Source organism: Pseudomonas sp. LBUM1664, from assembly GCF_059695895.1.
Window position 1 is genome coordinate 3,079,354 of record NZ_CP166791.1, and the last position, 23,405, is coordinate 3,102,758.

At 54.8% G+C, this 23,405-nt stretch carries 16 protein-coding genes and 2 pseudogenes; 8 read left to right on the top strand and 10 right to left on the bottom strand.

Translation table 11 applies throughout. The annotated features are described in order from the left end of the window. Nucleotides 1-2: 2 nt before the first annotated feature. Entirely contained in the window at nucleotides 3-2,669 is a 2,667-nt protein-coding gene (locus ACA047_RS14330; protein WP_497360026.1) for an AAA family ATPase, read from the bottom strand. A 188-nt stretch (nucleotides 2,670-2,857) separates the two neighbouring features. Between ACA047_RS14330 and ACA047_RS14335 the strand changes: the two are divergent. The 8 genes and pseudogenes from ACA047_RS14335 to tnpC form a co-directional block, all read left to right on the top strand. Next, nucleotides 2,858-3,034, top strand: a pseudogene (locus ACA047_RS14335) (helix-turn-helix domain-containing protein); the annotation flags it as partial. A gap of 15 nt (nucleotides 3,035-3,049) precedes the next feature. Continuing rightward, nucleotides 3,050-6,874 carry an ATP-binding protein gene (locus ACA047_RS14340; protein ID WP_497360614.1) on the top strand — a complete coding sequence of 1,275 codons (3,825 nt, stop codon included), beginning with the start codon at nucleotides 3,050-3,052 and terminating at the stop codon, nucleotides 6,872-6,874. Nucleotides 6,875-7,489: 615 nt separating this feature from the next. Beyond that, nucleotides 7,490-8,491 carry a DUF4917 family protein gene (locus ACA047_RS14345; protein WP_497360028.1) on the top strand — a complete coding sequence of 334 codons (1,002 nt, stop codon included), beginning with the start codon at nucleotides 7,490-7,492 and terminating at the stop codon, nucleotides 8,489-8,491. 1,000 nt (nucleotides 8,492-9,491) lie between these two features. Then, a complete protein-coding gene (locus ACA047_RS14350) occupies nucleotides 9,492-9,992 on the top strand; it encodes a hypothetical protein (RefSeq protein WP_497360030.1) in 501 nt (166 codons plus the stop codon). 158 nt (nucleotides 9,993-10,150) lie between these two features. Beyond that, nucleotides 10,151-11,152 carry a DUF2971 domain-containing protein gene (locus tag ACA047_RS14355; RefSeq protein WP_497360032.1) on the top strand — a complete coding sequence of 334 codons (1,002 nt, stop codon included), beginning with the start codon at nucleotides 10,151-10,153 and terminating at the stop codon, nucleotides 11,150-11,152. A 484-nt stretch (nucleotides 11,153-11,636) separates the two neighbouring features. Beyond that, nucleotides 11,637-11,969: an IS66-like element accessory protein TnpA gene (gene tnpA, locus ACA047_RS14360; protein ID WP_497360034.1), complete on the top strand. Its 333-nt coding sequence runs from the start codon at nucleotides 11,637-11,639 to the stop codon at nucleotides 11,967-11,969. Next, a complete protein-coding gene (gene tnpB, locus ACA047_RS14365; protein WP_497360036.1) occupies nucleotides 11,966-12,301 on the top strand; it encodes an IS66 family insertion sequence element accessory protein TnpB in 336 nt (111 codons plus the stop codon). Before tnpA ends, tnpB begins: the two co-directional genes overlap by 4 nt. A gap of 81 nt (nucleotides 12,302-12,382) precedes the next feature. Then, nucleotides 12,383-13,908: pseudogene (tnpC, locus tag ACA047_RS14370) on the top strand (IS66 family transposase). Between the two features lie 34 nt (nucleotides 13,909-13,942). On the opposite strand, the gene ACA047_RS14375 reads toward tnpC, so the two are convergent. The 9 genes from ACA047_RS14375 to hxsD all read right to left on the bottom strand — a co-directional run bounded on the left by ACA047_RS14375 (nucleotide 13,943) and on the right by hxsD (nucleotide 23,310). Then, nucleotides 13,943-14,503 (bottom strand): NADPH-dependent FMN reductase, encoded by a 561-nt coding sequence (locus tag ACA047_RS14375; RefSeq protein WP_497360038.1) that lies wholly within the window; start codon nucleotides 14,501-14,503, stop codon nucleotides 13,943-13,945. 332 nt (nucleotides 14,504-14,835) lie between these two features. Further along, nucleotides 14,836-15,201, bottom strand: coding sequence for a hypothetical protein (locus ACA047_RS14380; protein WP_497360040.1), 366 nt, complete (start codon nucleotides 15,199-15,201; stop codon nucleotides 14,836-14,838). Nucleotides 15,202-15,302: 101 nt separating this feature from the next. After that, nucleotides 15,303-16,271, bottom strand: coding sequence for a toll/interleukin-1 receptor domain-containing protein (locus ACA047_RS14385; protein WP_497360042.1), 969 nt, complete (start codon nucleotides 16,269-16,271; stop codon nucleotides 15,303-15,305). A gap of 783 nt (nucleotides 16,272-17,054) precedes the next feature. Then, nucleotides 17,055-17,486, bottom strand: coding sequence for a hypothetical protein (locus ACA047_RS14390; RefSeq protein ID WP_497360044.1), 432 nt, complete (start codon nucleotides 17,484-17,486; stop codon nucleotides 17,055-17,057). A 107-nt stretch (nucleotides 17,487-17,593) separates the two neighbouring features. Further along, nucleotides 17,594-19,369 (bottom strand): SIR2 family protein, encoded by a 1,776-nt coding sequence (locus tag ACA047_RS14395; protein ID WP_497360046.1) that lies wholly within the window; start codon nucleotides 19,367-19,369, stop codon nucleotides 17,594-17,596. Nucleotides 19,370-19,686: 317 nt separating this feature from the next. Next, nucleotides 19,687-20,295 (bottom strand): His-Xaa-Ser repeat protein HxsA, encoded by a 609-nt coding sequence (hxsA, locus tag ACA047_RS14400; RefSeq protein WP_497360048.1) that lies wholly within the window; start codon nucleotides 20,293-20,295, stop codon nucleotides 19,687-19,689. After that, nucleotides 20,292-21,527: a His-Xaa-Ser system radical SAM maturase HxsC gene (gene hxsC / locus ACA047_RS14405; RefSeq protein ID WP_497360050.1), complete on the bottom strand. Its 1,236-nt coding sequence runs from the start codon at nucleotides 21,525-21,527 to the stop codon at nucleotides 20,292-20,294. The genes hxsA and hxsC overlap by 4 nt, the downstream gene beginning before the upstream one ends. Further along, nucleotides 21,527-23,014 carry a His-Xaa-Ser system radical SAM maturase HxsB gene (gene hxsB / locus ACA047_RS14410; RefSeq protein ID WP_497360052.1) on the bottom strand — a complete coding sequence of 496 codons (1,488 nt, stop codon included), beginning with the start codon at nucleotides 23,012-23,014 and terminating at the stop codon, nucleotides 21,527-21,529. The genes hxsC and hxsB overlap by 1 nt, the downstream gene beginning before the upstream one ends. Next, nucleotides 23,011-23,310: a His-Xaa-Ser system protein HxsD gene (hxsD, locus tag ACA047_RS14415; protein ID WP_497360054.1), complete on the bottom strand. Its 300-nt coding sequence runs from the start codon at nucleotides 23,308-23,310 to the stop codon at nucleotides 23,011-23,013. The genes hxsB and hxsD overlap by 4 nt, the downstream gene beginning before the upstream one ends. Between the last annotated feature and the right edge of the window lie 95 nt (nucleotides 23,311-23,405).

The following is a 23,405-nucleotide window of genomic DNA, read 5'->3' on the forward strand; positions in this document are numbered from 1 at the left end:
TGCTAGCGTCCGCCTCGTAGATCTAGGCGGTCTAGCTCCTCAAGAGTTTGGACAACGACCTCGACAAGTTCCCCGTCAAAGTCATCGCGGTCTGCCTCCTCATGAGTGCCTTTGTTCAGGTAGGTCCAGACAAGATTATTGACTGGAATACCCAAAATGCGGCCATACGCAGCAAGAAGTGGCTCTCTGTTCGCATGGTGGAAGGTCTGGGCATCTCCCAATTTCTTGACCAACGCTTCGCATAGATTTCTCAACGCAGGCTCGGCACCGACGCCAGCCAACATCAGATTCAACACGCCTTGGCCATGACTTCCAAGCCACCGCCAAACTTTCTCGCTCAGCATCTCCAAGGCTTGGCGAGAAGCAGCGAGCGCATCTCGGTCGTTGAGCGCTTCCCTTGCTGCCCTGGCCTTGGCAATGTAATTCGCGCTCGGTACGTTGCCGGTAACTCTCGGTTGATAGTTGCCATCGTGATGTCGGAACAGGTAGACCTGGCACGCATTTCTGCGATGGGCAGGAAGGTGTTGTTGGATGTCTTTAATGAACTCGTTGCTGTGACAGGTGACGATTAGTTGGATTTGAGCGAAGTGGTCGCCCTCAAAGATCGCCTCTCGGATTCCGCCTCGATGGTCATGGTCGATGGCATTGATGGCATCGTCGAAAACGATAACTGGGCAGCCGATGCTCTTCGCTTTGGTCATCAAAATGGCAAGGCCGAGACAGCGTATATGCCCCTCGCTCAGAACGTGGAGAGCATCGACGCGGGTCCCAGGATTTCCCCGGAAGCTGATTTCGATCTTTTCTTCGCCAGTCAAAGGCAGATGCAGCGCTGATAGCTTGTCCTCGTCGCGATCATTGCGATTGAATGCGTTATAGAGGTCTCTGGCAGCGTCATTCAGCCCAGCCATTAGCTGACCAGGGAGTTGATCTCTATAAGATCTAAGTACTTCGAGAAATCTGTCGTAGGCGGTCTTGTACGGCCTGTCGCGGGCGATATCTAGTCTCTCCTGCTCCGCTTGTGCGATCAACCCAGCATTTGTTTCGTCGAATGCTTTGATGCGGTTACGTGCTGCTTCGATATCCGCTTGCAGTTGTTGCCGCTTGAGATCTTGCGCTTGCACCTTTAGCTGGAATTCGTTGAGTCGCCGACGTTGATCGATGTGCGGTTGTCGATCTCGCTGAGCCGTCCTTGACGCCTCGTCTTGCGCGGTCATGCGGTCTACTACGCCGAGGATCTCATCCAGCGAAGGAAATCCGCGCTGGCCTGTGGGGGGCTGGGGATAGATATCTGTCCACCAACGACCGACAGGCTCCGCGGGGAGCTGCAGAGCCCATCGACCGGCTACTGATTCCTCTTCTTGGTGAGCAGTTATGAACGCGCTGAGGGGGGAGAACATCTGCCGCAACGCGCGAGATGCTTGGCCAAGTTTTACCTCAATGGTCTGCTGTTGCTCTTGAAGGGCACCCAGCTCTTCAAGCTGCTGCAAGCCGTCTACTGCCTTCTTAAACGGATCTGCGGCAACATGAGCGTCACCGTTCAATGGTGTGTCGCAAGCGGGGCAGCGGTCTCCAACAGTCTGCTGCAAGGCGAGAACAGAGTTGTACAGTGCCTTGAAGGACACTTGGTCGCTCTTGGCCCGAAGAGAATCGATAACCGCATCAAGCTCCTGGGAGCACTGGTGTGCCTCTGCGAAAGCATCCTGGAGACCTTGTCGTGTGACACCAAGAACACTCGGTGGAACCGCTTCCAGGATGCCATCAAGCTCTTGGAGACGTCCTGAAGATTCCCCTGTACCAATCAAGCCCTTCAGGGTTTGATAAGTGAGTTCAACTGCGTACTTCTTGGCTAGAGAGGATTCCTCTTCGTCCAGCACTTGCTGGGAGGCAGCTTCTCCATTAACGGTTGCTTGGTCTGCCTTCAGCGCGTTCCGGCGCATCGTCAAGGTGGTTTGTAGTTCTGCGACCAGAACAAGCTGTCCGTCGATGGTCTCGTTGAAGTGGCCTACGAATTCATTGAACTGGTCCATACCAAAGAGTGTGGCAATCAGTTCGGCTCGCTGAGCATTAGGCCGGGCAGCGATTCTTGAAAATGCGTCGATTCGGTTTTTTTCTATAAAACAGAAGCGGTAGGCGTCGAGATTTGCAGCAACGTCGACCTCGCGTCCTTGTTGATCCGTAGCCTTCAGAACTGGCGGATCGAATCGTCTGTCGTGGACATTTGCCAGATACGTCCTTGCCGCAATACGTTTGTTACCGGCCTCTTCGACATCCCCAAGAAGAGCATATTCCAATCCTTCGCAAAGGCTGGTTTTCCCACTGCCATTGGGGCCGTAGAAAAGGATGATCTGCTTTGTTAGGTCGAAGGGTTCAGGTGCTCGGAATCCCCTAAATGGACCGAGCGTTAGGTGACGCAACCTAACCCATGGCCAGACGCCTGCGTTTGCTTCAGCGACGTCGGCTGGAGGCGCTTCAACCGTACCATCAAGCTCTCGCCGCATTAGGCCTACTAAAAAGGTGGAGCGCTGGCTTCGTTGTCGTGAGGTTCCCGCCAATTCGTCAAAGTTAGCAAGGGCCAAAGTAGCCAGGCGGCGCACGCCGCCGGGAACTTGCCTATCTGGCTGGTAAATCCAGTGCACGAAGCGTTCAAAATCCTGTCTTGCCGATGCCATGCCCCATCCCTTTGATCAGCGGTATCTGTAGCTAGCGTACCGTATGGGTCGTAGGGCTCACCAGGAGCACCTGAGTAGATATTCAGCCTTGGCTGTAAGCAGGTCCGTATTCTAGGTGATCTTGACGTTTTCACATTCTCGCTTATTCTGAAACACAATTAATGTGTTTTTGAATTTTGGAGGGTGGCATGGTCAAGTATCCCGAGTTCGCAGCGCTCATTGTTACCCTCAGAAGCGCTAAGGGTTGGAAGCAAAAGGAGTTTTCTACCAGTGCAGGCCTCACTCAGCAGACGGTTAGTCGCTGGGAGCGGGGTGCGTCCCGTCCGAGGGCGGAAGAGCTGCCTCGCCTCGCGGCTCTTCTAGAGGCGGAGTTGAGCGTTATGGCTGCCGCTGCTGGATATGTACAGCCTGCTCCAGTCAGCGGTCAGCCTGAAGGGGCGCCGACCTATGACGTTCCGCTTCCAGTGCATTCTTTGCGACCTGACAGCTTCGAAAACTTTAGTGCTGATTTTCTTCACCGGTACTACCGTAGTCGTGCTGGCGTAGTAAATCGCTTTGGTGGTAATGGCAGTAAGCAATACGGTATCGATATTGAGGTGCGTGGGAGCACCTTTGTGCATACATTTCAATGCAAGCGTGTAGAAGAATTTGGGGCACAGAAAGTCCACGATGCTGTGGCCGAACACACTTATGTGTCAGATCTCAAGGTGCTGTTGCTTTCCAATATCGCAAGTCCTAAGGCTCGCCAGGCAGTTGCTCAGTATGATGGGTGGGAGCTGTGGGATCGGATAGATATCTCAGCAAAATTCCGTGAGTTATCAATGGTTGATCGAAGGGATTTGGTCGACGTCTATTTTCGAGGGCAACGCCAGGCACTTCTTGGTGAGCCAGAGCCGGGTCCATTCCAGAGGGCCGAACAGTTCTTTAAGGGGTTCACGGATAATAGTCGTTTCTTTAATCATGCCTGGACTTTAGTAGGCAGGGAGGAAGAATTAGAAAAGCTGGCTGAAGATGTCCTCGATGATAATCTCCTGGTTACGATGCTTCTGGGGGCTCCGGGGAACGGGAAGACTCGACTTCTACGAGAAGTTGTTGAGAGGGTGCGAGGGGCGCGGCCGGATATAAGTATTCTTTTTGTTTCTCCGACGGAAGATGTCAAGGCACAACATTTAGACGAACTGGGGGGCGGTGCGAAGCTATTAGTTATCGACGATGCCCATGATCGTGATGATCTTGCCCAGTTGATGCGGTATGCGTCAGTGGCAGAGAATAGGGCAAGGTTGTTGATTTCATTGCGGCCATACGGTCGAGCTATGGTTCGTAATCAAGCTTCACTTGTAGCTATGGATAGCCCTCAGGTCGCAACTGTGGGGTTGAGGCCGCGTACTAAGCAGGATGCAAAAATCCTCGCTTTGCAGGTATTGCAAGTCTCGGGCGGGCCGCTCGAGGCGGCAGATATCATTGCGGAACTGACATACCCCACGCCGCTTGTGACCGTGCTAGCTGCTCAGATAGTCGCCAAGGAGAATTTAGCGCCGGCGTTGATTGGCAACAGCGAGAACTTTCAGGAGCATGTGCTTGCCAGGCTGGAAGATATTATTGCTGGCAAAATTGTGACTGGGCAGGACGTACCCAAGCTTCAAGCCGTTCTTCAGATGGTAGCATTGCTGCAGCCTGTGGTGTTCGATGATCCGGCTTTCCTCCGGATCTTGCAGGAGGTTGAGGGCCTAGGGCATGAGGATGCTCAGCGCCTGCTTCGTCTCCTCGGTGAGGGGGGAGTTCTCTTTAAACGCGGTCTTCGTCACCGGCTGGCTCCGGACCTGCTGGCTGACTCCATCATCCAGCGCAACTTTATTGGTATTGATGGATCCGTAACCCCCAAAGTTGAGCGTGTTTTCGAGCTCGCTGACTCTGAGTACCTGAAATATCTATTAGTCAACCTAGGGCGTCTTGACTGGCGTTTGCGGAATGGTGATCCAGAGGGCAGCACATTGCTGTCCAGTATTGGACGAAAGCTCCAATGGCACGGGGAGTACCATAATCCGCACGTTCATGCCGTCGAGGCCGTGGCTTACTATCAGCCGCGGCTGGCACTCAACTTCGCTGAGCGGCTTATTGAGGAAGGTCATGGGGATGACGGCGGCGTATGCGGGATGATTCGCAACGCTGTCTTCAACCCGGAAGTTTTGGAAGAAGGGTGTGTGTTGCTATGGCGGGCGGGGCGAGGAGACGCCCGTGCGTTGAACTCGCATCCGAACCACGGAATACGAATTCTGAGAGAGCTTGCTGAGTTCTCACCTAACAAGCCAGTGGCTTATGTGGAGCAAGTGGTAGCTTTTGCTACTGAACTGCTGGAGCGCCCTGTGGCCTTGTCCGGGACTTACACACCTTTCACTATATTAGAAGGGGCGTTAGGTACTGAGATGGAGGAGATCACTTCGAGTAATCGGAGTTTTACAATTACTCGATACAAGCTAGATTTTGAGCTTGCCAAGAGCGTACGGGCGCGAGTGATCGATGTCATGGTCAGCTCCATAGAGCAAGGCCCAAACCGGAAGGCATTTCTTGCTTCCAGTTTGCTTTCTGAGGCGCTTCGCGGTCCTATGCATGGCGGCGAAGATCTTGAAACGTGGGACTTTGCTCACGCTGAATTACTGCAGCGCGTGCATCTTGTGCTCGAAAATGCACTGGTTCATCCGGCTGTTCTGGTTCAAACAGCGATATCCGTCAGCTGGCATGCTTTCTTTAACGAGAATCAAGCATGCCGTTCTAGTGCGCGAGCTGTAATTGGGCTGTTGGGTCGTGACCTGCCGAGTAGACTGGTTAGGCTCATTGGTGACGCGTGGGGGCATCAGACGTGGGATAGTGACGAGTCTTTCGAGTACAAGGCCCACGAAGCTGAGACTCTCGCTTTGATAGCGGATCTTACGGCCGAGTTTCCCAATGCTCTGGATCTGTATGAGTTCTTGGATCATTGGCTCAGTGAGATTGGTCACGTCGCAGGTAACGGGTGGGGGAGTTCGTATGTTTTTGTGAATCGCTTGCTTCAAGGGCGTGCAGATCTTGCTCAAGCGATCATGGCCAGACAGTCGAGCTCCCAGTCGCCCTTGAATTACTTTTCAGGGGCTGCTCTGGCCGTCCTCATAGCAGATCAGAACCGTCACGGTCTTATCGCTGATTTGTTAGGGGCTGATTCGGCGTGTGCTTGGGAAATGGTTTCGGATGCATATGCACGTCAGGCCAATGGATTCTTCACTGATGCTGATTTGCCGGTTTTGCGACGCATTTTTCAGTCGAATGACCCTTCTGTTTTACGCAACTCTGCATCTATCGCGCGCCAGATTGCCAAGGGTAATCCAGCGCTAGCGGTAGCGATGATCTGTACCGCCGATATGGTTGTCTCTCCTCAGGCTACCCATGATTTTTTCATGCTCTTGGCGAGCCGTAGCATCCTCCCCGCGGGAAGTATCAGTTTTGACCAATGGCGAATTCTTTTGAGAGCGCTAGAGCGGATGCCTGAGCTTGATGATCATTGGGTGATCGAGTTTCTCAAGCAAGCTGTTGAGGTGGTTCCGGCAGACGTGGTTCAGATGATGAAGAGTAGATTGCAAGCTGTTGGTCGTTGCTTGGGGTATAGATCAATGCGCAGGGATCGTAGTGGTGCAGGGCTTGGTCTTCTAGCGCATCGTGATGGGCATCGCCTATTGCAAGAACTTCTTACCTGGGCCGTGGATGGTCAGGTGGGTGAGAAGCTGACTATAGATATAGGTGCGTGTGTTTCGGGTCTTTGCGGTAAGTATGAACAGCAGCTGCTCGATTTGCTGCTGTTGCTAATTAAAGGCGGCGGCCAAGCGCACGTAAATGTTGTCGCAAGCACGTTACGAAGTGCGTACCAGTCGCTCGTGATTCAGGAAGCGGCCTTCGTTAGAGAGCTATTGAGTCAGGCGGAGCTTATTAGCGAGAAGGCCGTAAGAGATATCTCCTCAGCTTTATGGTCATCCGCCGTATCTGGCGGAAGATCTGGACTGGCTGGAGAGCCCTTTAGTGAGGATTTGGCACTTAGGGAACATGCAGAAAAGACCCTCAAAGGTATGAGCAGGATGGATCCAGCGTATAGGCTGTACGAGGGGCTGCTTCAGCACGCCAAGGACAACATAGATCGGCAGGCAGACGAAAGGCGCGCGATGGAGCTGGAGGACGAGTAATGGCGATACATCTGGAATGCCTCAAGTGAGCCAACCAGGCGAAGGCTCCTCGCGTATCCTTTTCGTTGATCGACCATGTTGTCGCTAGCGTCCTCACCTTGCAAATTTCTCCATCGCGCCCGCCAGCAAAGCTGCGCGCGAATGACGGTGAAGCAGACGGCAAAGTCACGTATCGATCACTGCCAATCCCTTTAAGTACGCGGGCTTAGGCGAGTTGCTGATGATTGAGTGCGCTACGTCAATGCTATCCAGGCCCAGCCCTCCAACTATGATGTATTGCCCCTGGTCCATGGTTCTCACCAAAAACTGTACATCTGCCTAGTTGAGTTGACCTCGCCAGAACGAGCCAGGGTAGTGATTGGATGAAACCCGATACCGCATGCAGGCGGTTAGCCGTTACTCCCAGCCGGCCGCCTTCGACCTACAACAGGCGGTGGCTGAAAGCAGCATCCGGCAATCAGGTCGACAGCTACTCCCCACTCATACAGTTTCCTTCCGTGCACTCATTCAATTTTTGCCGCGGTTCGGTGATCACGTCTTTTATTGACTCGGTCACTGATAAACGTTCACCGGGTACGGCTATCATCGCGCGACAACATCCAGAGCGGAGCCGGTATGCCATTCCCCATCCTGCCGTGGGCAGAAATTTCTAACAGCTACCGTCGCGGCACTATCTTGCTCGGCAACGGTGCGAGCATCGCGATTGCACCGACCTTCGCGTATGGCTCCCTGCTGACGCATGCTCGCGAGAATGAGTTGCTCGACGGCGATGTGCAGCGCCTGTTCGACTTCTTCGAAACCAGCGATTTTGAGCTTGTCCTGCGGCTGGTTTGGCAGGCCAGCAACGTGAACCGGTCACTTGAAATTCCTGACGAGCGAACGCACCAGGCGTATGTGCGAGTTCGAGACTCCTTAATACAGGCGGTCCGCAGCGTACACCCTGAGTACGAGCAGATCACACAACACCTGCCAAACATGTACCAGTACCTTAAAGGGTTCGACACGGTGCTCTCGCTGAACTACGACTTGCTGATCTACTGGACCATGGCGCACGGCTTTAACGTCGACGATGGTCACAAGTTTAAGGACTGCTTCCGCGACGGCAGTTTTGACGACGATTGGCGGCGATTCCGTTCGCTTTACGGCGAGCGCGAAAATACCTTGGTCTTCTACCCCCACGGTAGCTTGGCTTTGAGCCGTAATAACGTGGAGGAAGAGTTCAAAATCCATGCTGCAGGCCATGGGCTGCTGGAAGCGATCCTGCGGCAGTGGCGTAGCGAACGAGTTGTGCCTCTGTTCGTCAGTGAGGGGACCGCCGGGCAAAAAATCAACTCAATCCGTAGCAGCTATTACCTGTCCACGGTCTATCGGGAGGTCCTCACATCGCCACGTAGATCGCTGACCCTGTTCGGCTGGGGACTGGGGGAGCATGACAGGCACCTGCTCAAGCGAATGCGAGGCAGTGGCATCCAGCGTGTGGCCGTTTCAGTATTTCGGGGCAGTCAGGCTTACTGCAATACGGCCCATCAGATCATCCAGGATGACCTCGGCGAGGTAGAAGTAGATTTCTTCGATAGTGAGAGTCCCGGCTGCTGGATTCACCCGGCAGACGAATAGACTGGAACTTTTGGGAGCTAGAAAGGCCATGCAAACAGCGTCGCTGCCGGTATGGCTCTACCGGACAGGATTGGCTGCTGCAGAAGACTGCTTTGTCACCCGGCGTGGTAATTGCCGACGATGATGGTCTGAGGTATGAATTTCTGCATCACGACCTTGATAGGGATATTGCCGCAGCCTGGACAATCGGCAGGCCAGCGCGCCAATTGGCCAGGTAAGCTGTCAGGTCTTGGCATTTACTACGCTGCGGTCTCCTTCAAGGGCGACGCCAGTGTGGTCGCATGGCAACATAAGCTTCCCGGTGAAGGCTTTTCTGCGTGTTCCCGGGCTAAGCACCTAGCTCTTCTTTAATGCCTACATCTAGCCGAGCGGTAGGGATGATGCTTGTGTCTGCACCTACTGTGGTTCTATTGGCCGTTGAGTCAGCGGCGGACGACATATTTGCGGAACTGTCGGCGCAAATTGCATAGGAGGCGGCGTGACTGTTATCGCCAGCACAGCATTGACCCTGTTGCTGAAACCTTACTGATCCAAGCTTCTACCTTATGAACCGTTACCAGTGCTGGTTTTTTGCGGATTGCTGTTGGAACATCATGGCATTGGCCAATGGGTCAATTCGACGCCAGCGCCAACAGCAAGACCTTCGCAAGCGTGTTCGTGCACGGCCTGCGGAAAGGGTGGGCGACCACGTCTTTGGACTTGCGCTTACTTGAGCGGATCTTACGTGCGGCCTAACCGCGCATGACCCACCGCTCTGCGAATCTAAAAACCATGTCGTTCGTCTGCTTGGCAAGAGCTATGTCCTGGCTGGAGGTGGGCTTTTGAGAAGGGGAGAGATCGATAGATCAGTTGCTTACGGCTGCCGGCTTGGCTATTTCGGCAGGACATGTCAGTTATGAATCCGGTAAGCTCCGTTGCCTGTTTTCGTTGTCTTCATTAGTCGTTGCGGCTCCGAGCAAAGCCAGCGCAGATCCAACGACTACGCACGATGAGGGTTTATATGTTCAAGGTTAAAAAAACACGTCCAAAGTTGCACGTTGTTGTGAGGGCATCCCGGGAGCTGGCACTCGCCTTCGCGTTGGGAGGAGTGCCAGTTCTGTTAAATTCAGAGTCGTCAGCACAGTTCAAGGCAATGCTGGACCTTTTACTCGCGGCACCTTTTTTGATGGGCTACTACGCATGGCTGTGTATAGCATTCGCGGTGGCTGCAATTGTTAAATACAAGTGGAGGTTCATGTCCGCTCGGTATCAGCGTTGGCTCGACGCTGTGCATCTTTTTTTAGGTGACATTGGTGGAAGTTTTTTGACCGCAGGCAGAACGGGTCTAGGAGCGATACTGGGATTTTTGACGGTTTGGCACTGGGTCGAACCGGACTCGTTGAGCGCTGAGAATGTAATTCGTACGCTTGTCATGGTTTTCAGTCTCACTTTACTTAGCGTGATGCTGGCGTTGGGCGAAGAAACTTTGAAAGACCCAAAGCTAGCAGCAGCCAGTAAATAGCTCTTCGACGATCTGCCGCCAAGGGGGGGGACGAGATTCATCATTCACTTTTGATGATTGTGACAAGCTGCTAAGGATGCTGGCAGCGTAGGTAAATTGGGGCTCTAGGTGTGGTGATTTCTCCGGCATCAGCACAGCACATAGCCAAAGGAATTCGTGTGGATAGGGAATGGGTAAGAGATTTCATTGAGAACATTTCGTCGGCCACGATTGGTGATATGGATATCCCGAAGCTAGTCAACGATAAAGTCCTGCACACGCCCAATCAGCTTTTCAAAATCAGAAAATGCGGCGAGTACGCATTCAAAAATTTGGCTGAGAAAACGCTCTACTTGGGCGTCGCCAATGAGTTCAACGACCCATACGACACGGCGTTCTGGATTGATTACCGGAAGCTCGCTGCTTGGGAAAAACTCGATGAACTGGGCTTCAGCGATGATCAGGTCGTCGCTGCTCTGGCCTCCGATGACCCCATTGCAGCGGTAGTGGCACTGGCATTAGCTCAGGAGCCACCCCGCCTGAACGTGGATCAATGGCTTCATGAAGTAGGGGTTTTGGCGCAGAATCACCAGGCCGGGCAGCTCCCGACCCTCATTGATCAGCTTAAAAGCAGCTACAAAATCTGTAGCCTAAGTGCGCGTGTGGATTCGGTGCTGATGTGGAGTCACTATGGCCATAACCACACCGGTTTTGCCATGGAGTATGACTTCACAAGCCTTCATCGGAATGAACTTCCAACCCTCACACTCTGGCCGGTCGCCTACACAGAAAAGCTGTTCGACATCACTCATATCCTTAAAGCCCACCGCTTGGGTAAGGATTACAACGAGCTTTTTGGCATTGCTGCATCGTTGTGCAAGGCTGTCGATTGGCAATACGAGCGTGAATGGCGCTGGGTAATTCCAGATGGCGATAGAGAGGTCAAAGGCTTCAACCGTCGAGCGCCCCTCAAGGCTGTTCATCTCGGCGCTAAAATCTCGGATGCACATGCGCTTGAGATCCTGAACATCTGCAGCGAAATCGGCATCCCTGTCTACAAGGTTACGCTCGCCCCCAATGAGTTCCGGATGATCTCGCTGCCCACTAGCCTAGATGATTGGTGTTCCATTAATGGACGGCAGCAGGGCAACATGCCTCGGGAGTGGATGATGCAGGAGTAGCCATTTCGGAGCGATCTGCCAGCAGAAGGCACTGACACGGCCTAAGTGCTGAGTTGGTTACTGGTTTCAGGTGGCAGGCATAGCGAGAACTTCACGAGCTGCAGCAGTAGGCGACTCGTGAAAGCCGATCGGAATCTACGATTCGACCCCCAGCGCTTGTCTCATTCGCATGATCCCCATATCCGCCTCGCCGTAGGGCAGAGTCTCTGCTCGGTAAAGGACGTCAACACGTGAGCCTGGAAGTGAGTGTGAGTGTGAGTGTGAGTGTGAGTGTCGAGAGCGACTGATTTAAATACATAACATTTATGGTCTCGACGTTCAGATCATAAGCTCTCAGGCAAGCCAAAAAACATTTTGACTTGGCTCTAGGGCAGTAGTTACGTATCCGTCCGGCCAAGTCATCTACCCAGCCCTGCAAAGCCAAGACATGGTGTGCACTTAAATTTAAGTGGGCACCAGTTCTAGCCTTTTAAGCGGGTATTTCATGCAGCCACAACGCCGTTCCTACTCCAAATCCTTCAAAGTCCAAGTCATTCAAGAGTGCGCCCAGCCCGGTGCCTCGATTGCCAGCGTCGCGCTGAGCCATAGCCTCAACGCGAACCTTGTCCACAAATGGATTCGGGTGCAAACGCAAAAAAACACGGAGTTGCAACCTGCTTTTATTCCGTTACCCATGCAGCTAACCGGAGCAAATTCGCAAGCTGCATCATCGAATATCTGCGTTGAAATCCAGCACCCGCGTGGCACTGTCAAAGTGAACTGGCCGACCGAAAGCGCGGCTGCCTGCGCGACCTTTCTTCGAGACCTGTTGCGATGATCCGCATCGACTCCATCTGGCTCGCCACCGAGCCCATGGACATGCGCGCCGGCACCGAAACCGCTCTGGCGCGTGTGGTCGCCGTGTTCGGTGCGGCGCAGCCGCACTGTGCTTATTTGTTTGCCAACCGCCGCGCCAATCGCATGAAAGTGCTGGTGCACGACGGGTTGGGTATTTGGCTGGCGGCGCGCCGCCTGCATCAAGGCAAGTTCTTCTGGCCGGGTTCTCGACACGGCTCTCAGATGGAATTAGGTGCCGAACAACTGCATGCCCTGGTGCTGGGTTTGCCTTGGCAAAGAGTTGGGCCAGGCAGCGCGATTTCCATCGTGTGACGCCTGCCATGGCCAGCCTGGCCGTGCAATTGTCCGATGAGTCTATCGCCGGTGTAGCCTTGCTCTGGCAAAATCGGCGGCATGACTTCGCTTCCAAACCTCGACCAACTAAACCCTGAACAACTGCGCGCTCTGGCGGCGCAGTTGATGCAGCGTGTCGAGAGTCTCGATCAGAAAGTCGAGACGATGGGCAAGCAAATCCACCACCACAAAACGGTCAACGAGAAACTGGCCCACGAGATCGCGCAGCTCAAGCGCTTCAAGTTTGCCAAGCGCAGCGAGCAATTAAGCCCGGACCAAACCAGTCTGCTCGATGATCTGATCGACACTGACATTGCCGCCATCGAAGCCGAACTTGAAGCGCTGCAACCCGCTCCAGTTTCGACCGATGCCCGTCAAAAACCTAAACGCACCGCCTTACCACCCCAGTTTCCACGCACCCTGATCCATCACGAACCCGACAATAGCCACTGCCAGTGCGGCTGCGCCCTCAAGCGTATCGGCGAGGATGTCAGCGAGAAACTCGACTACATGCCAGGCGTGTTCACCGTCGAGCGTCACATCCGTGGCAAGTGGGTCTGCGATCAGTGCGAAACCCTGATCCAGGCGCCGGTTCCGGCGCAGGTCATCGACAAAGGCATACCGACCGCCGGGCTGCTGGCCCATGTGATGATCGCGAAGTTCGCCGACCATTTACCGCTCTATCGCCAGGAATCGATTTTTGGTCGAGCTGGTTTGGCCATCGCTCGTTCAACTCTGGCGCAATGGGTCGGCAACTGTGGTGTGCAGTTGCAGCCTCTGGTCGATGCCCTGCGTGATGCCGTCCTGGAACATGACGTGATCCACGCCGATGAAACGCCGGTGCAGATGCTCACGCCGGGCGCGAAGAAACCCCACCGCGCTTATGTCTGGGCTTACGCCACCAGCCAGTTCTCGGACTTGGCGGCGGTCGTCTACGACTTCAGCCCCAGCCGCGCCGGAGAACAGACTGGAAAGGCAAGCTGGTCTGCGACGATTTTGGTGGCTACAAGGCCAGCTTTGAACTCGGCGTCACCGAGATCGGCTGCATGGCCCATGCGCGCCGCAAGTTCTTCGAATTGCACGCCACCAACAAGAGCCAGCTCGCCGAACAGGCCTTGCGCTACATCCAGTTGCTTTACGAAATCGAGAGCGAAGCCCGCGACCTTGAACCGGATTTACGCCGCCGAATACGGCAAGAAAAAGCTGTGCCGGTGATGGATGCTCTGCATGCCTGGATGATCGCCCAGCGCCAGATCGTGCACGACGGCTCGGCGATAAGCAAAGCTCTGGATTACAGCCTCAAACGCTGGACGGCGCTGTCGCGCTATCTCGATGACGGTGCTGTGCCCATTGATAATAACTGGGCAGAGAACCAGATCCGGCCGTGGGCGTTGGGTCGCAAAAATTGGCTCTTTGCAGGATCACTGCGCAGCGGTAAACGCGCGGCGGCGATCATGAGCTTGATCCAGTCGGCGCGGCTCAACGGGCATGATCCGTATGCTTATTTGAAGGACGTCCTCACTCGCCTACCGACACAGCGGGCGGGTGAAATCGCTGAGTTGTTGCCACATAACTGGGCACCGTAACGCACCCACCGACGCCCAATCGCTTGCCATCGACTTAACTAGCGGAATCTCTGTGTAGATAGCCCGCTTTTTTGCTATCGATTTGTTGCTTGAATGCTTCAAGTGCGGAAACAATCAGTGGGCGGATCGTTGGATCATTTGCGACGGTCTCGGCACTCAATTCCGTGGAAAGCAAATTTACGGATATTGATGCTTCCTCCACGATACAAGCCGACATTGTTTCCAGAACCAGCCGCAGTGCGGCCTGCGCGTGCGAAGCCCGAGGTGAAGCGTTGAAAAGCGCAACGAGTTTGCCTGGGAACTCCTCAGAGCTGACGAGCCAGTCCAGCATGTTCTTGAATGCGCCGGGAATTCCGCGAGCGTACTCAGGGCAAGAGATCAGAACGCCGTCCGCGTGGGCGATACTGGAGCGTAAGCCCATGATGGATTCGGGAGGAGCTTCCGTGAGATCCGGGTTGAAATGAGGTAACTGGCCAACCTCGTGATAATGCTCTATAGACAACCCTTTGGGACAGAGAACCTCAGCTGCACGCAATAGCATTGAGTTGGAGGAGGCCTCGCGAAGACTCCCTGAGACCGCAAGCAAACGCACCATGTCAACACGCTCCCTGATTTGTAGGGCGGGGAGTGTCGCATGAGGGCCACTTACTGCACCATCATTGGCCCTACCACCGGAGTCAAATCCTATGTCCTGACTTCGCAGGAATGACTAGATGGCTTTGCCAGACGCTTACGTAGTTACAGCCTGAAAAAATAGAATTGTGCCCCCAGTTTTGCCCCCATTGCACCGGGTGTGCGAGTGATCGCGAATGGCGATTTCTGAAGCGGGGCGGGGTGGACGTGACTGGTATTCAGTGCGCCTCCGTATACTGGATGACCAACCAGAATCCGGCAAATCCCTGGTGGTTCGATGAGTCGATATGCGAACTACTTAGCCCGCCGAGATGAGACATATGGTGTGACGTCTCTGTCTTCTACCGCCTGAAGCTTGAAGTACTGCCCTTTGGCTTTCAGCGCATGGATGATGCGACATTGGGCATAAGCGGTGCCGTACGGGCCTTGGATGTTGAGTACCAATTCCCCTCCGTAGCTTCGCTCGTACCTCAATTCTCTCAAGGCTCCCGCCGCTTCACCATTTGCCTCGGCGATCTCGATCACCAATTCCCTTAAGGCCAATTGGTCGGTGTCTGGTAGCTCAGCGGAAAACTTGACCTGGCGTTGGCTTTGAAAGCCTCCGCCACTGGCCGAGCCTATTCGGTTAAATGTGATGTGGGCGAGCAGGACTACTTCCATGGTCTGAACCTTCTATGTGAGTCTTACTTCTTTATCGTAGGGGGCAGCGTCAAGGCCAAGTGCCCCCCCTGGGTTCTTTCTAATTCGCACCCAACAATGATTTACCGATTGCGTTGTAGCGGTGCGATGAGAAGGCCCCAAAGCGTCTCGGCGCCGCCTTCTTGGGAAAGCTTCTGGTCTTGCCGAGTCTGGAACGCCATGCCGAAGGTCTTCAGGTACATGGATTGGTCGTCCGTATTTACGGTGAGCGCCTCGTTGTACGAGCCGCCGCCAAACGAGTCTCCATGGCTGTAGTAGATACCGGCGCCCATCTGGCCACCGGTGAACACTGCCGCTTTTGCAACGTCGTGGCCGTCCTTGTAGATATTCGCAGAAAAGCGATTTGCATCTATCCGACGGAACACCCCTTCATACCCTGAGTTGCGCGCTTGGAGCTCCAGCAACGAGTTCTCAAAATAGCGGGCGATGTACTCGAAGCTGTCGAGCAAGAAGCGGTCTTTGTCCAGCTGGGTGAAGCTCTTAGTCATTCGAAGGTTACTCGACCTAGGGCCAGCCGGGGCGATAAGGGAGGGCGCTGAACCTCCATTGAAATCGTTGCGTTCGGCTCGCGGAGCAGTGTTCGGTTGGCCACGGCTGCGTCGCTCGGCGGCCTTCCGAACCTCCTTCGCAACCTGCAAGAATGCTTCGTCCCGATCAGGCCAAAGGGTCACTGGCTTACCATCTTGGGGCGTACCAAGCAGCTTGCCGAAGGGGGCATGATGCCAATCGCATGGGCGAAGAATCACAGGAATGACAGTCGCTTCTTTAGCGGCATGGCGCTCCATCGCGCGAGCCATCTCGATGTTGTAGCAATAGTCGGAAGCGATGAAATCCGGGCTTACCAGCAACAGGATAATTTCGTCGCTGTTGATGTGATCATCAATGGCAGCATCGATCTCTTGGCCTGCTCCGATTCTGCGGTCGTGCCAAGTCTCAATGACGCCTTGGCGCTTGAGCATCGAAAGCTGCTTTTCCAACTGGTCGCGCAGCGCCTCGTCAGCATGGCAATAAGAAAAGAACACGTTCGGCAAAAGGGTCACTCCTACTCGGATAGGTGCGATGTCGATCTTACGGGCAGCTTGGCTGCGAAGTACAGACGTGGTTTGGCTTGACTGCTGATTGGATGCCCTTCAGTTGAACCTGTCAGCCAAAAAACAACGGTGCTCGAGTCGTAACATGGTGGTAGATCATTTGGGCTCGCTCGTAATGAATGATGTGCTTGCCGTGAGGCGTTGGCCACACGAACTGACGGATCTCAAGTGGCGCAAATGTAAAGGAAGGTGGAAGGCCTAGGCGTCTCTTAACCGCGCCGTCAGCACTGTTGCATTGCTCGCAGATGATGGCGGGAGCAAATGTGGTGATCCGATGAGGTTCTCCAAGAAGCGGTTTTCGTACGTAAAGGTCGGTTCCATGGTCATGGTGAGTATGGAGACCTACAGCCCAGCCTTCTCGCCTATGCGGTTTGTTCGGGTAAAGCATCGTCCAACGTAGCAATTGGTATCGTGTCCGTTCGCAGCACGGGCATCGCCAATGATCATCAAGCTTCGCCCATAGCTGGTGGCAATGGGCGCCATCAAAGCTCAGGTATTCCTCCCAGCTAGGAATGCGCCGGAGCAGATTGCTATTCAGCGTTTTCTCTCTGTTAGCATTCTTGATTTTGGTACCGTCGCAGGCCAAACAGTAGCCATTGTCCGAAAACTCGGGCTTGCAGGGACAGAGGTTTTTGGTCATCAGAGCTTCTCAGTCTGTCGTTGGGTTAACCCCCGTGATGACCGCGCGCCAGGCATTTGTGCCGGAGTTGCTGGCAGCCACCATCATTTGTAGCTGCTAACGGTATGCGGGTCTCTGAGGGTCTCATCTGTCCACGCAAGGCCAATGCAGAACTTCAGGGTCAAGGAGGCGTAGCTGATCACTGCATGTACTCCTCCTGCACTCACATCATCAACTGCTAGGTAGCACCATACAAGCAGATCACCAATCATCGCCCCCAACGCAGCCCTACAGGCAGTCAGCAAGCTACCTCCTTCGTTGATGAAGAACGTGTGCACTTCCCGCGACCTTCCAATGAGATGAAAGGATCGAAACGTCACCCTAAGCGTGAAGATGCTGACGATAGCGAATGCTATGAGCAGGTACACGTAGTAAGCCATGAGCTCGGGGGTCAGTAGCGCGGTCACCAAAACGCTCACCTCTTCTGGTGAGGTGGTCAGGAGTGGCAGTGACCCGATGAAGAACGCATAAATCACCCTCCCTCGATGCCCGCTGCCAGAATCCAAACTTGTCCTAGGTTTTCAGCAGCAAACGCATGTACCCCATTTGAATCGTATTTGCATTAATTGGAATGCGTGAGGCGTCAGTACCTGGACAGCCGCTTCAGTCCTTCAAGCATTTGCTCCAGGTAGCTTTGCGACCCAAGTGCGAACCCTGCTGCCAGCAGCGGGGCCCTGTACTCTTCGGTCGCATATTCGTGAGCGAAGCGGTTGATGGTCTCTGAATGCCAGGAAAGCCGGCCCAATGCGATTCTCTTGAAATCGTGGTTTTTCACCGCATCCGCGAGCGATTCTTCACTGACTCCGCGTTGCTCGCAGAAGAACAGGAAACTGAAAAACTCAAACCGTTCGTAAAGCAGCCCGTGATCCTGCAGACCTGCGAAGTCAGGCGCCCACCGAGGCGCAAGACGGTCATGGAGTCGGTTGCACAAGGGGGTAAGAGCTCTACTTTGGTCTTCGAAGCTCCTCCATAATTCAAGCAGGCCATTGGCTCCCTCAACGTAGAACGGTGATAGATCAACTCCCACAGGGAAAGGCATTTCGCGCCGGTTGATAAGGGTCGTGTTAAACAGCTCGTTTAGCTCGCTCAGGCGATTGGCCCGCACAAGTCCCATGCCATACGCATAGGTAACAAGTGCTATCGGGTAACTCTTCAATGCAAGTCCAGCTACCCAGCCTGACTGCTCGACTTGAGACGCAGCGTGCAGGCCCTTGATCGCATCCAAAACGATCGAATGCTCAACACCTGCACCCCATCGCCCTAACACTGCACAAAGGCGTGCTAGTGGCTCGATGGCCGCTTCGTATATCTCAACCAGATCGATAAAGTCCTTGGACGTGCTGCCCTGAGGTCGTTCTGTGAAGAGAGGAGCCAGATGGCTGATCGCTTGATGAGCCTGGCTTGTCACTAAATCATCGAGCTGAATCCTGTGTTCGGGTCTGGCCATAAAGCGTTTGGCCATAGCGAGAGTCAGCTCGATGCCGGCTGGGTTCTGCAGGCGGGATTGCTGGATGGTTTCCAGTTTGAGGTTCAGCCCATCGAAGAAGGTGTCGGCATCCAGGCCCGTCACGACGTTGGCGCGCCGCTGAGTGATGAGCTCTTGGCCACGCTCGCTCAATTTTCCTCGCGAAAGCCAGTAGGTCGGGTAGCGACGGGAGGGCGCCCTCAAAAACGCCGCCCTCAGCGCATGATCCCACTCACCTGACCAGCCCGCGACGATCAGCCCAAACTCATCGATGATGCGGTCAAGCAGCGTATTGAACGCTGGCGGATACTTGCCCAGCTCCCCATCGGTATTGAGGATCCTGGCATCCTTGTAATCACCATGGATCTTCAGGATGTAGCAGGACGCATGAGTGAGTGGCTCCGCTCCTCCGAGGGTGTCTTCTGAGCTGACGACAGTTGGCTCAACGCCGACATCGCGAAGTGCATTTTCCATGAGTCGGTCGAAGTTCGTCGTGATGATCACGCGCACATAACCCGCTTTGACCATCGCAGCGATCGCTCGATGTGCGGGGGTAGGCAGTTTAAGGCCATCCTCTAACTCGTCTTCGCTAGGTTCCAGAAAGCCTTGAATGATCGCTCGCCGCTCAGTCTGGGTTGTCGCCAGGCGTTCGAGCAACGTGGAGTAATTGGGCTGCTCTCCTGTTTGACCTACGTACCACGCGAGCCAATCTTCCTGTTCGCCGGCACCAGACGCTATGCCCCATCGTTTCACCAGCTCCATGGTGATTTCCCAGCCGGTCGGTATTCCCGCCGAGCGTGATACCCCCGAGCCAAGAAGCACTGCGTAGACGCCTTTGTTTTCAAACATTGAAAACGCGATTTGGACTGTTGAATCACTGATGGCAGCAGTCATGCACATTCCTAAATTTCAGCGGGGAGGTGAGGTTTCTGCGCGAGCATCGGCTTATCTAAGAGTAGTCAGATCCGTGTCGGTCGGTGGCAGCGACGGTGGTTGGTGACGACTTGCTGCATCTCCAGCCAATCGACCTATTTGCGGTGCAAGATAAGCCCATGATTGTCGGCGCTGATGCGATTTTGACCCAGGTTGCTGATTTTGACTGACCCACACGCTGCCTCCGAAATCACCCGCAAGGTAATCATTTCTTGAGTACTCGGGTGGGTCAATGAGTTCCGGTAGCCGGCGTCAAAAATCGCATCAGCGCCAACAACTTATGGAATCTTGATACCCAACGCATTCAGCGATGCCGTATCCATCCGGCCATTCACGGTCAGCCCACTGTCCATCTGAAAGGCCATCAACGCACCACGTGTTGCTTTGCCCATCACCCCATCAATGGTGCCTTGGTAATACTGGCGCACCATCAGCGCGGTCTGCACACGGGTGACCAGGTTGCTTTTCTGCTCATTGGTCGCGCGGCTCTTAGAAGTGCTCGAACTTGTCCCGCTGGTAGTGCCAGACGACTGATAAAGGCTGTTGCTGCTTGGAGGACTGCTCGAAGCACTCGGCGCGCTGTAGCCTCGGGTACTAGTAGCGGGTGGGCTGTAGTAGCGAGGTGCGCTATAGCCACCCGAGCCGCTGTAGTGAGAACTGTGCGAGCTGTGGGACCGATGAGAACTGTGCGAGCGATGCGCCGCATAGATGTTGACGGTGTTTGGCGCATTGAGCGTATCGGCAAATACCGGGGGCTGTAGCTTGTCGTTGGGTTGCCAGTTCGCATCGGCGAGCGACAGATGGCCCGCCTGTGCCAGGGTGGTACCTGCCATTGGCAGCAAGCTGATCCCACTGATCAGGACTTTCCAGCGGTCGAGCAATTTCACTGTGCACTCCTTGCATAGGCGCTAAAGGCCTCGGTCGATAGTAGTTGTACGCCGCGGCTCTGCCAGCGGTCGGTGTGGGATTTGAAGAAGCCAGAGCAATGTTTGACGGCAGCGCATTGCTGGCAGGTATCGATGAACAGGTTCTTCCAGTCCGAGATGCTCTGGCGGGCGAAACGCGAGAGGTGGGCCGGGATCAGGCACAGGGGCAAGTTGTAGATCGAAACCGGCACTCCGCGGTTGAACAGGAAATACACGGCCTGGCTCAACGACTCCTGATAGTCCAGCGGGTCAATCCACAGTTCTTCGTAGTTCTTCCTGGCCAGGCCGGTACTTTCGATACCCATCAGCGCAACATGCCGCACGAAAGGCAGGTTCCTGAACACGTAGTGGGCGAGCTCTGGCAAGCGTGGCGTGGTCAGGCGATTGAGCACCACGCGTATCTCGATGATCTGGTTGGCGCGCGCCAGGTTGTAAAGACCTTGCAGGGTTTCGCTAAACGCGCCGGGAGCCTGCACCACATGGTCATGGTCTTCGGCATTGTCGGCATACAGCGGGATGCCCCAGCTCAACTGAGGGTGACCGATGGAAGAGAGCGCAGCGATCCAGCTCGGGTCTTGGAGCAGACGCCCGTTGCTGAGCACATGAATGGATTTCTGCGGCAAAACGGCTTTGCACTTGGCCAGGATTTCGAGCAGGCCGTCGCGATAAAGCGTTGGTTCTCCGCCGCTGATTCCCAGATTTTCCTCGCCCTGGTCCATCAGGTCGATTAGCCGTAGGTTCTCCTCGATATGCCAACGGTCATCAATATCTTTGGGCGGCTGCGAGCACATTAGACAGAGGCTATTGCAACGATCGGTCATAAACAGCAGGTTGCTGTCCGAGCCTCGTCGATAGAGCACTCGCACCAAAGCGTTGCCTGGTGTGATGGCAATGACATCGCCCGGCTGCACGACATCCGCATCTTTGGGGGTGTGCAGGTGTAGCTGCGCGCTGTCGAAGTCGCCAATCAATGGCTCTGGGGTCAGGAATCCACCCACTGGCAATGAAAGCAGGTCGGGGCTTCGCAGCCTTTCTTGGTTTGGTAGCCAAAGTAGCAGCTCACCGAAGTCAGCGCTTCCGGCACAAACAGCCAAGCCTTGTTCGATGAACTCATCCAGAGTGATGACCTTGAGCAGTTTTGGCTCATTAAGGTGATGGATTTCGAAGTGGGTATCTTTGCGTAGCATCGCCATCAGCCCCTGTAACCCGGAAATCGAACATCGTTGTAAGAGCGCCTGTTCAACCAAGACAGCAGCACCCTCTGCACGTTGTCGTCGCCATCGCAAAGCAGGCCGAAAAGATGCTTCAGCAGCCCCATGTTCTTCTTGCAGAAGCTGCTGAACACTCGGTGTCCGATCGGATCAGCTTGGCGGGCATAGTGTTCGACGGGGTCAGCACCACAGTACGGGACAAGTGCGCAGTCGGAGCAGCCCGGCAGCGCCTCTGCTACACCACTGGCGAGCAACGCATTCATAACGGGCGATGCGAGTAATTCAGACAAGGGTTGGTGTACGGTGCCGAGCCTCAAGCCTTCTTCACCCATCTCCAGCAACATTCGGGCTTCGTCCGATGGATAGACGTAACCGTCATAGTTGTAAACCAGCGCCGCAGTGCCTGCGCCAGCAGGGGAGCGCAGGTCTACATAGCCGGAGGAGAAGGGTGTCAGGATATTCTTCAGCAACAGGCTCGTATAACTCTCTGAGAGGTATACGCCCTGTTGGTTGATATGCAGCAAATAGGCCAGTGCCTTCTTGTAGAAGGCCAGGTATCGCTCAATAGGGTAATCAAGTCGATGGGCACTCTTGGTGGCAAACCCATAAGGGCTCAGAGGCCGAAGCGAGATGCTGGAGAAGCCCTGGCTTACATACTCATCGATGATCGCTTCAGGCTGTTCGAGGCTTCTTGAAGTCAGCGTGGTCAACGCGGAAACTGCATCATGGCCAAGGCGCTCACGGACCCACTGGATGCCTTTTACAGTGCGTTCGTAGGAGTCTCGTGACGGGGTAGGGCGGTTGGCATTGTGCAAGGGCGCCGGCCCATCGAGCGAGGTCGAAAACTGGATGCGATATTTTTCTGCGAAGTCGAGTATTTCCTCCGTCAGGTGGTGCAGCGTGGTGGTGATGACGAACTGGATATCCCGTTGTTCGACCACGTTCCGTTCGACGACCCATTCGACAATCTGGCGGACGCGCTCGAAGGCCAGAAGCGGCTCGCCACCCTGAAACTCCACAGTCAAGGCGGGAGCGTTCGATTCGAACAGGCGATCGACCGCCGCTCGCGCATCCGCTTCCGACAGGTCGTGGCCGGATCCTCCCAGAGGGGCCCGCGACACCTGGCAGTACTGGCAGGTGTGGTTGCAGCGCAATGTAACCACGAACAGGTGCAGTGCAGGGCCCTGGAAGAGGAAGTCCTTGCGGCTGCGATACTGCGCGGCCATTTCTGGGAACGGGTCGTGGCAGCCTGGTTCGTAGATGAAGTGGCGGGCCAGCAGGTCCTTGTAAAAAGGCGTACTTGGTTGAACGTCGAAGTAACTGAGGGCTCGTAATTGCGCGTCGTTCACGTGCATGTACTCACCGGTATCGGAGGTGAGCAGGATGTCACGGTCATTTCCCGTGTTCATGCGCATGAATCGAAAAGGCAGCAAGCGGTAGTGCTTGGCGTCTGTCGCAATCAGTGTCACTGGGAAATCCCACATCCAGCGAGAGCGGCTCGGGCCAGGACCTCGCGCAACCCTACTGTTTCGCGGTTGATATGGTCGCGTAGGGCGAAGTCGTTCAGATGCTGAAGGATCAGCGAGTGAGCCTGCTCCGGGGAAAGCGTTAGCCTTGATTCAGCGGGGTGGGCCGTGAGGCTTATCTGATTGGCTTCAATACCGACCTGGATCGTGACAGTGTCGGCCAGGGAATAAGCGGCGCGTTGCACCACGCTGAGCGGGTAGGCTGCGCTGTCGAGTTTCAGCGTGACTGGCCATGTCATCGGAACCGGTCCTTCAAATCCGTTGGGAACGTGTGGATTTTGCCGGTTGCTGAGGCATTATGCCATCATATTTTTTACATTTGCACGCATTTGTC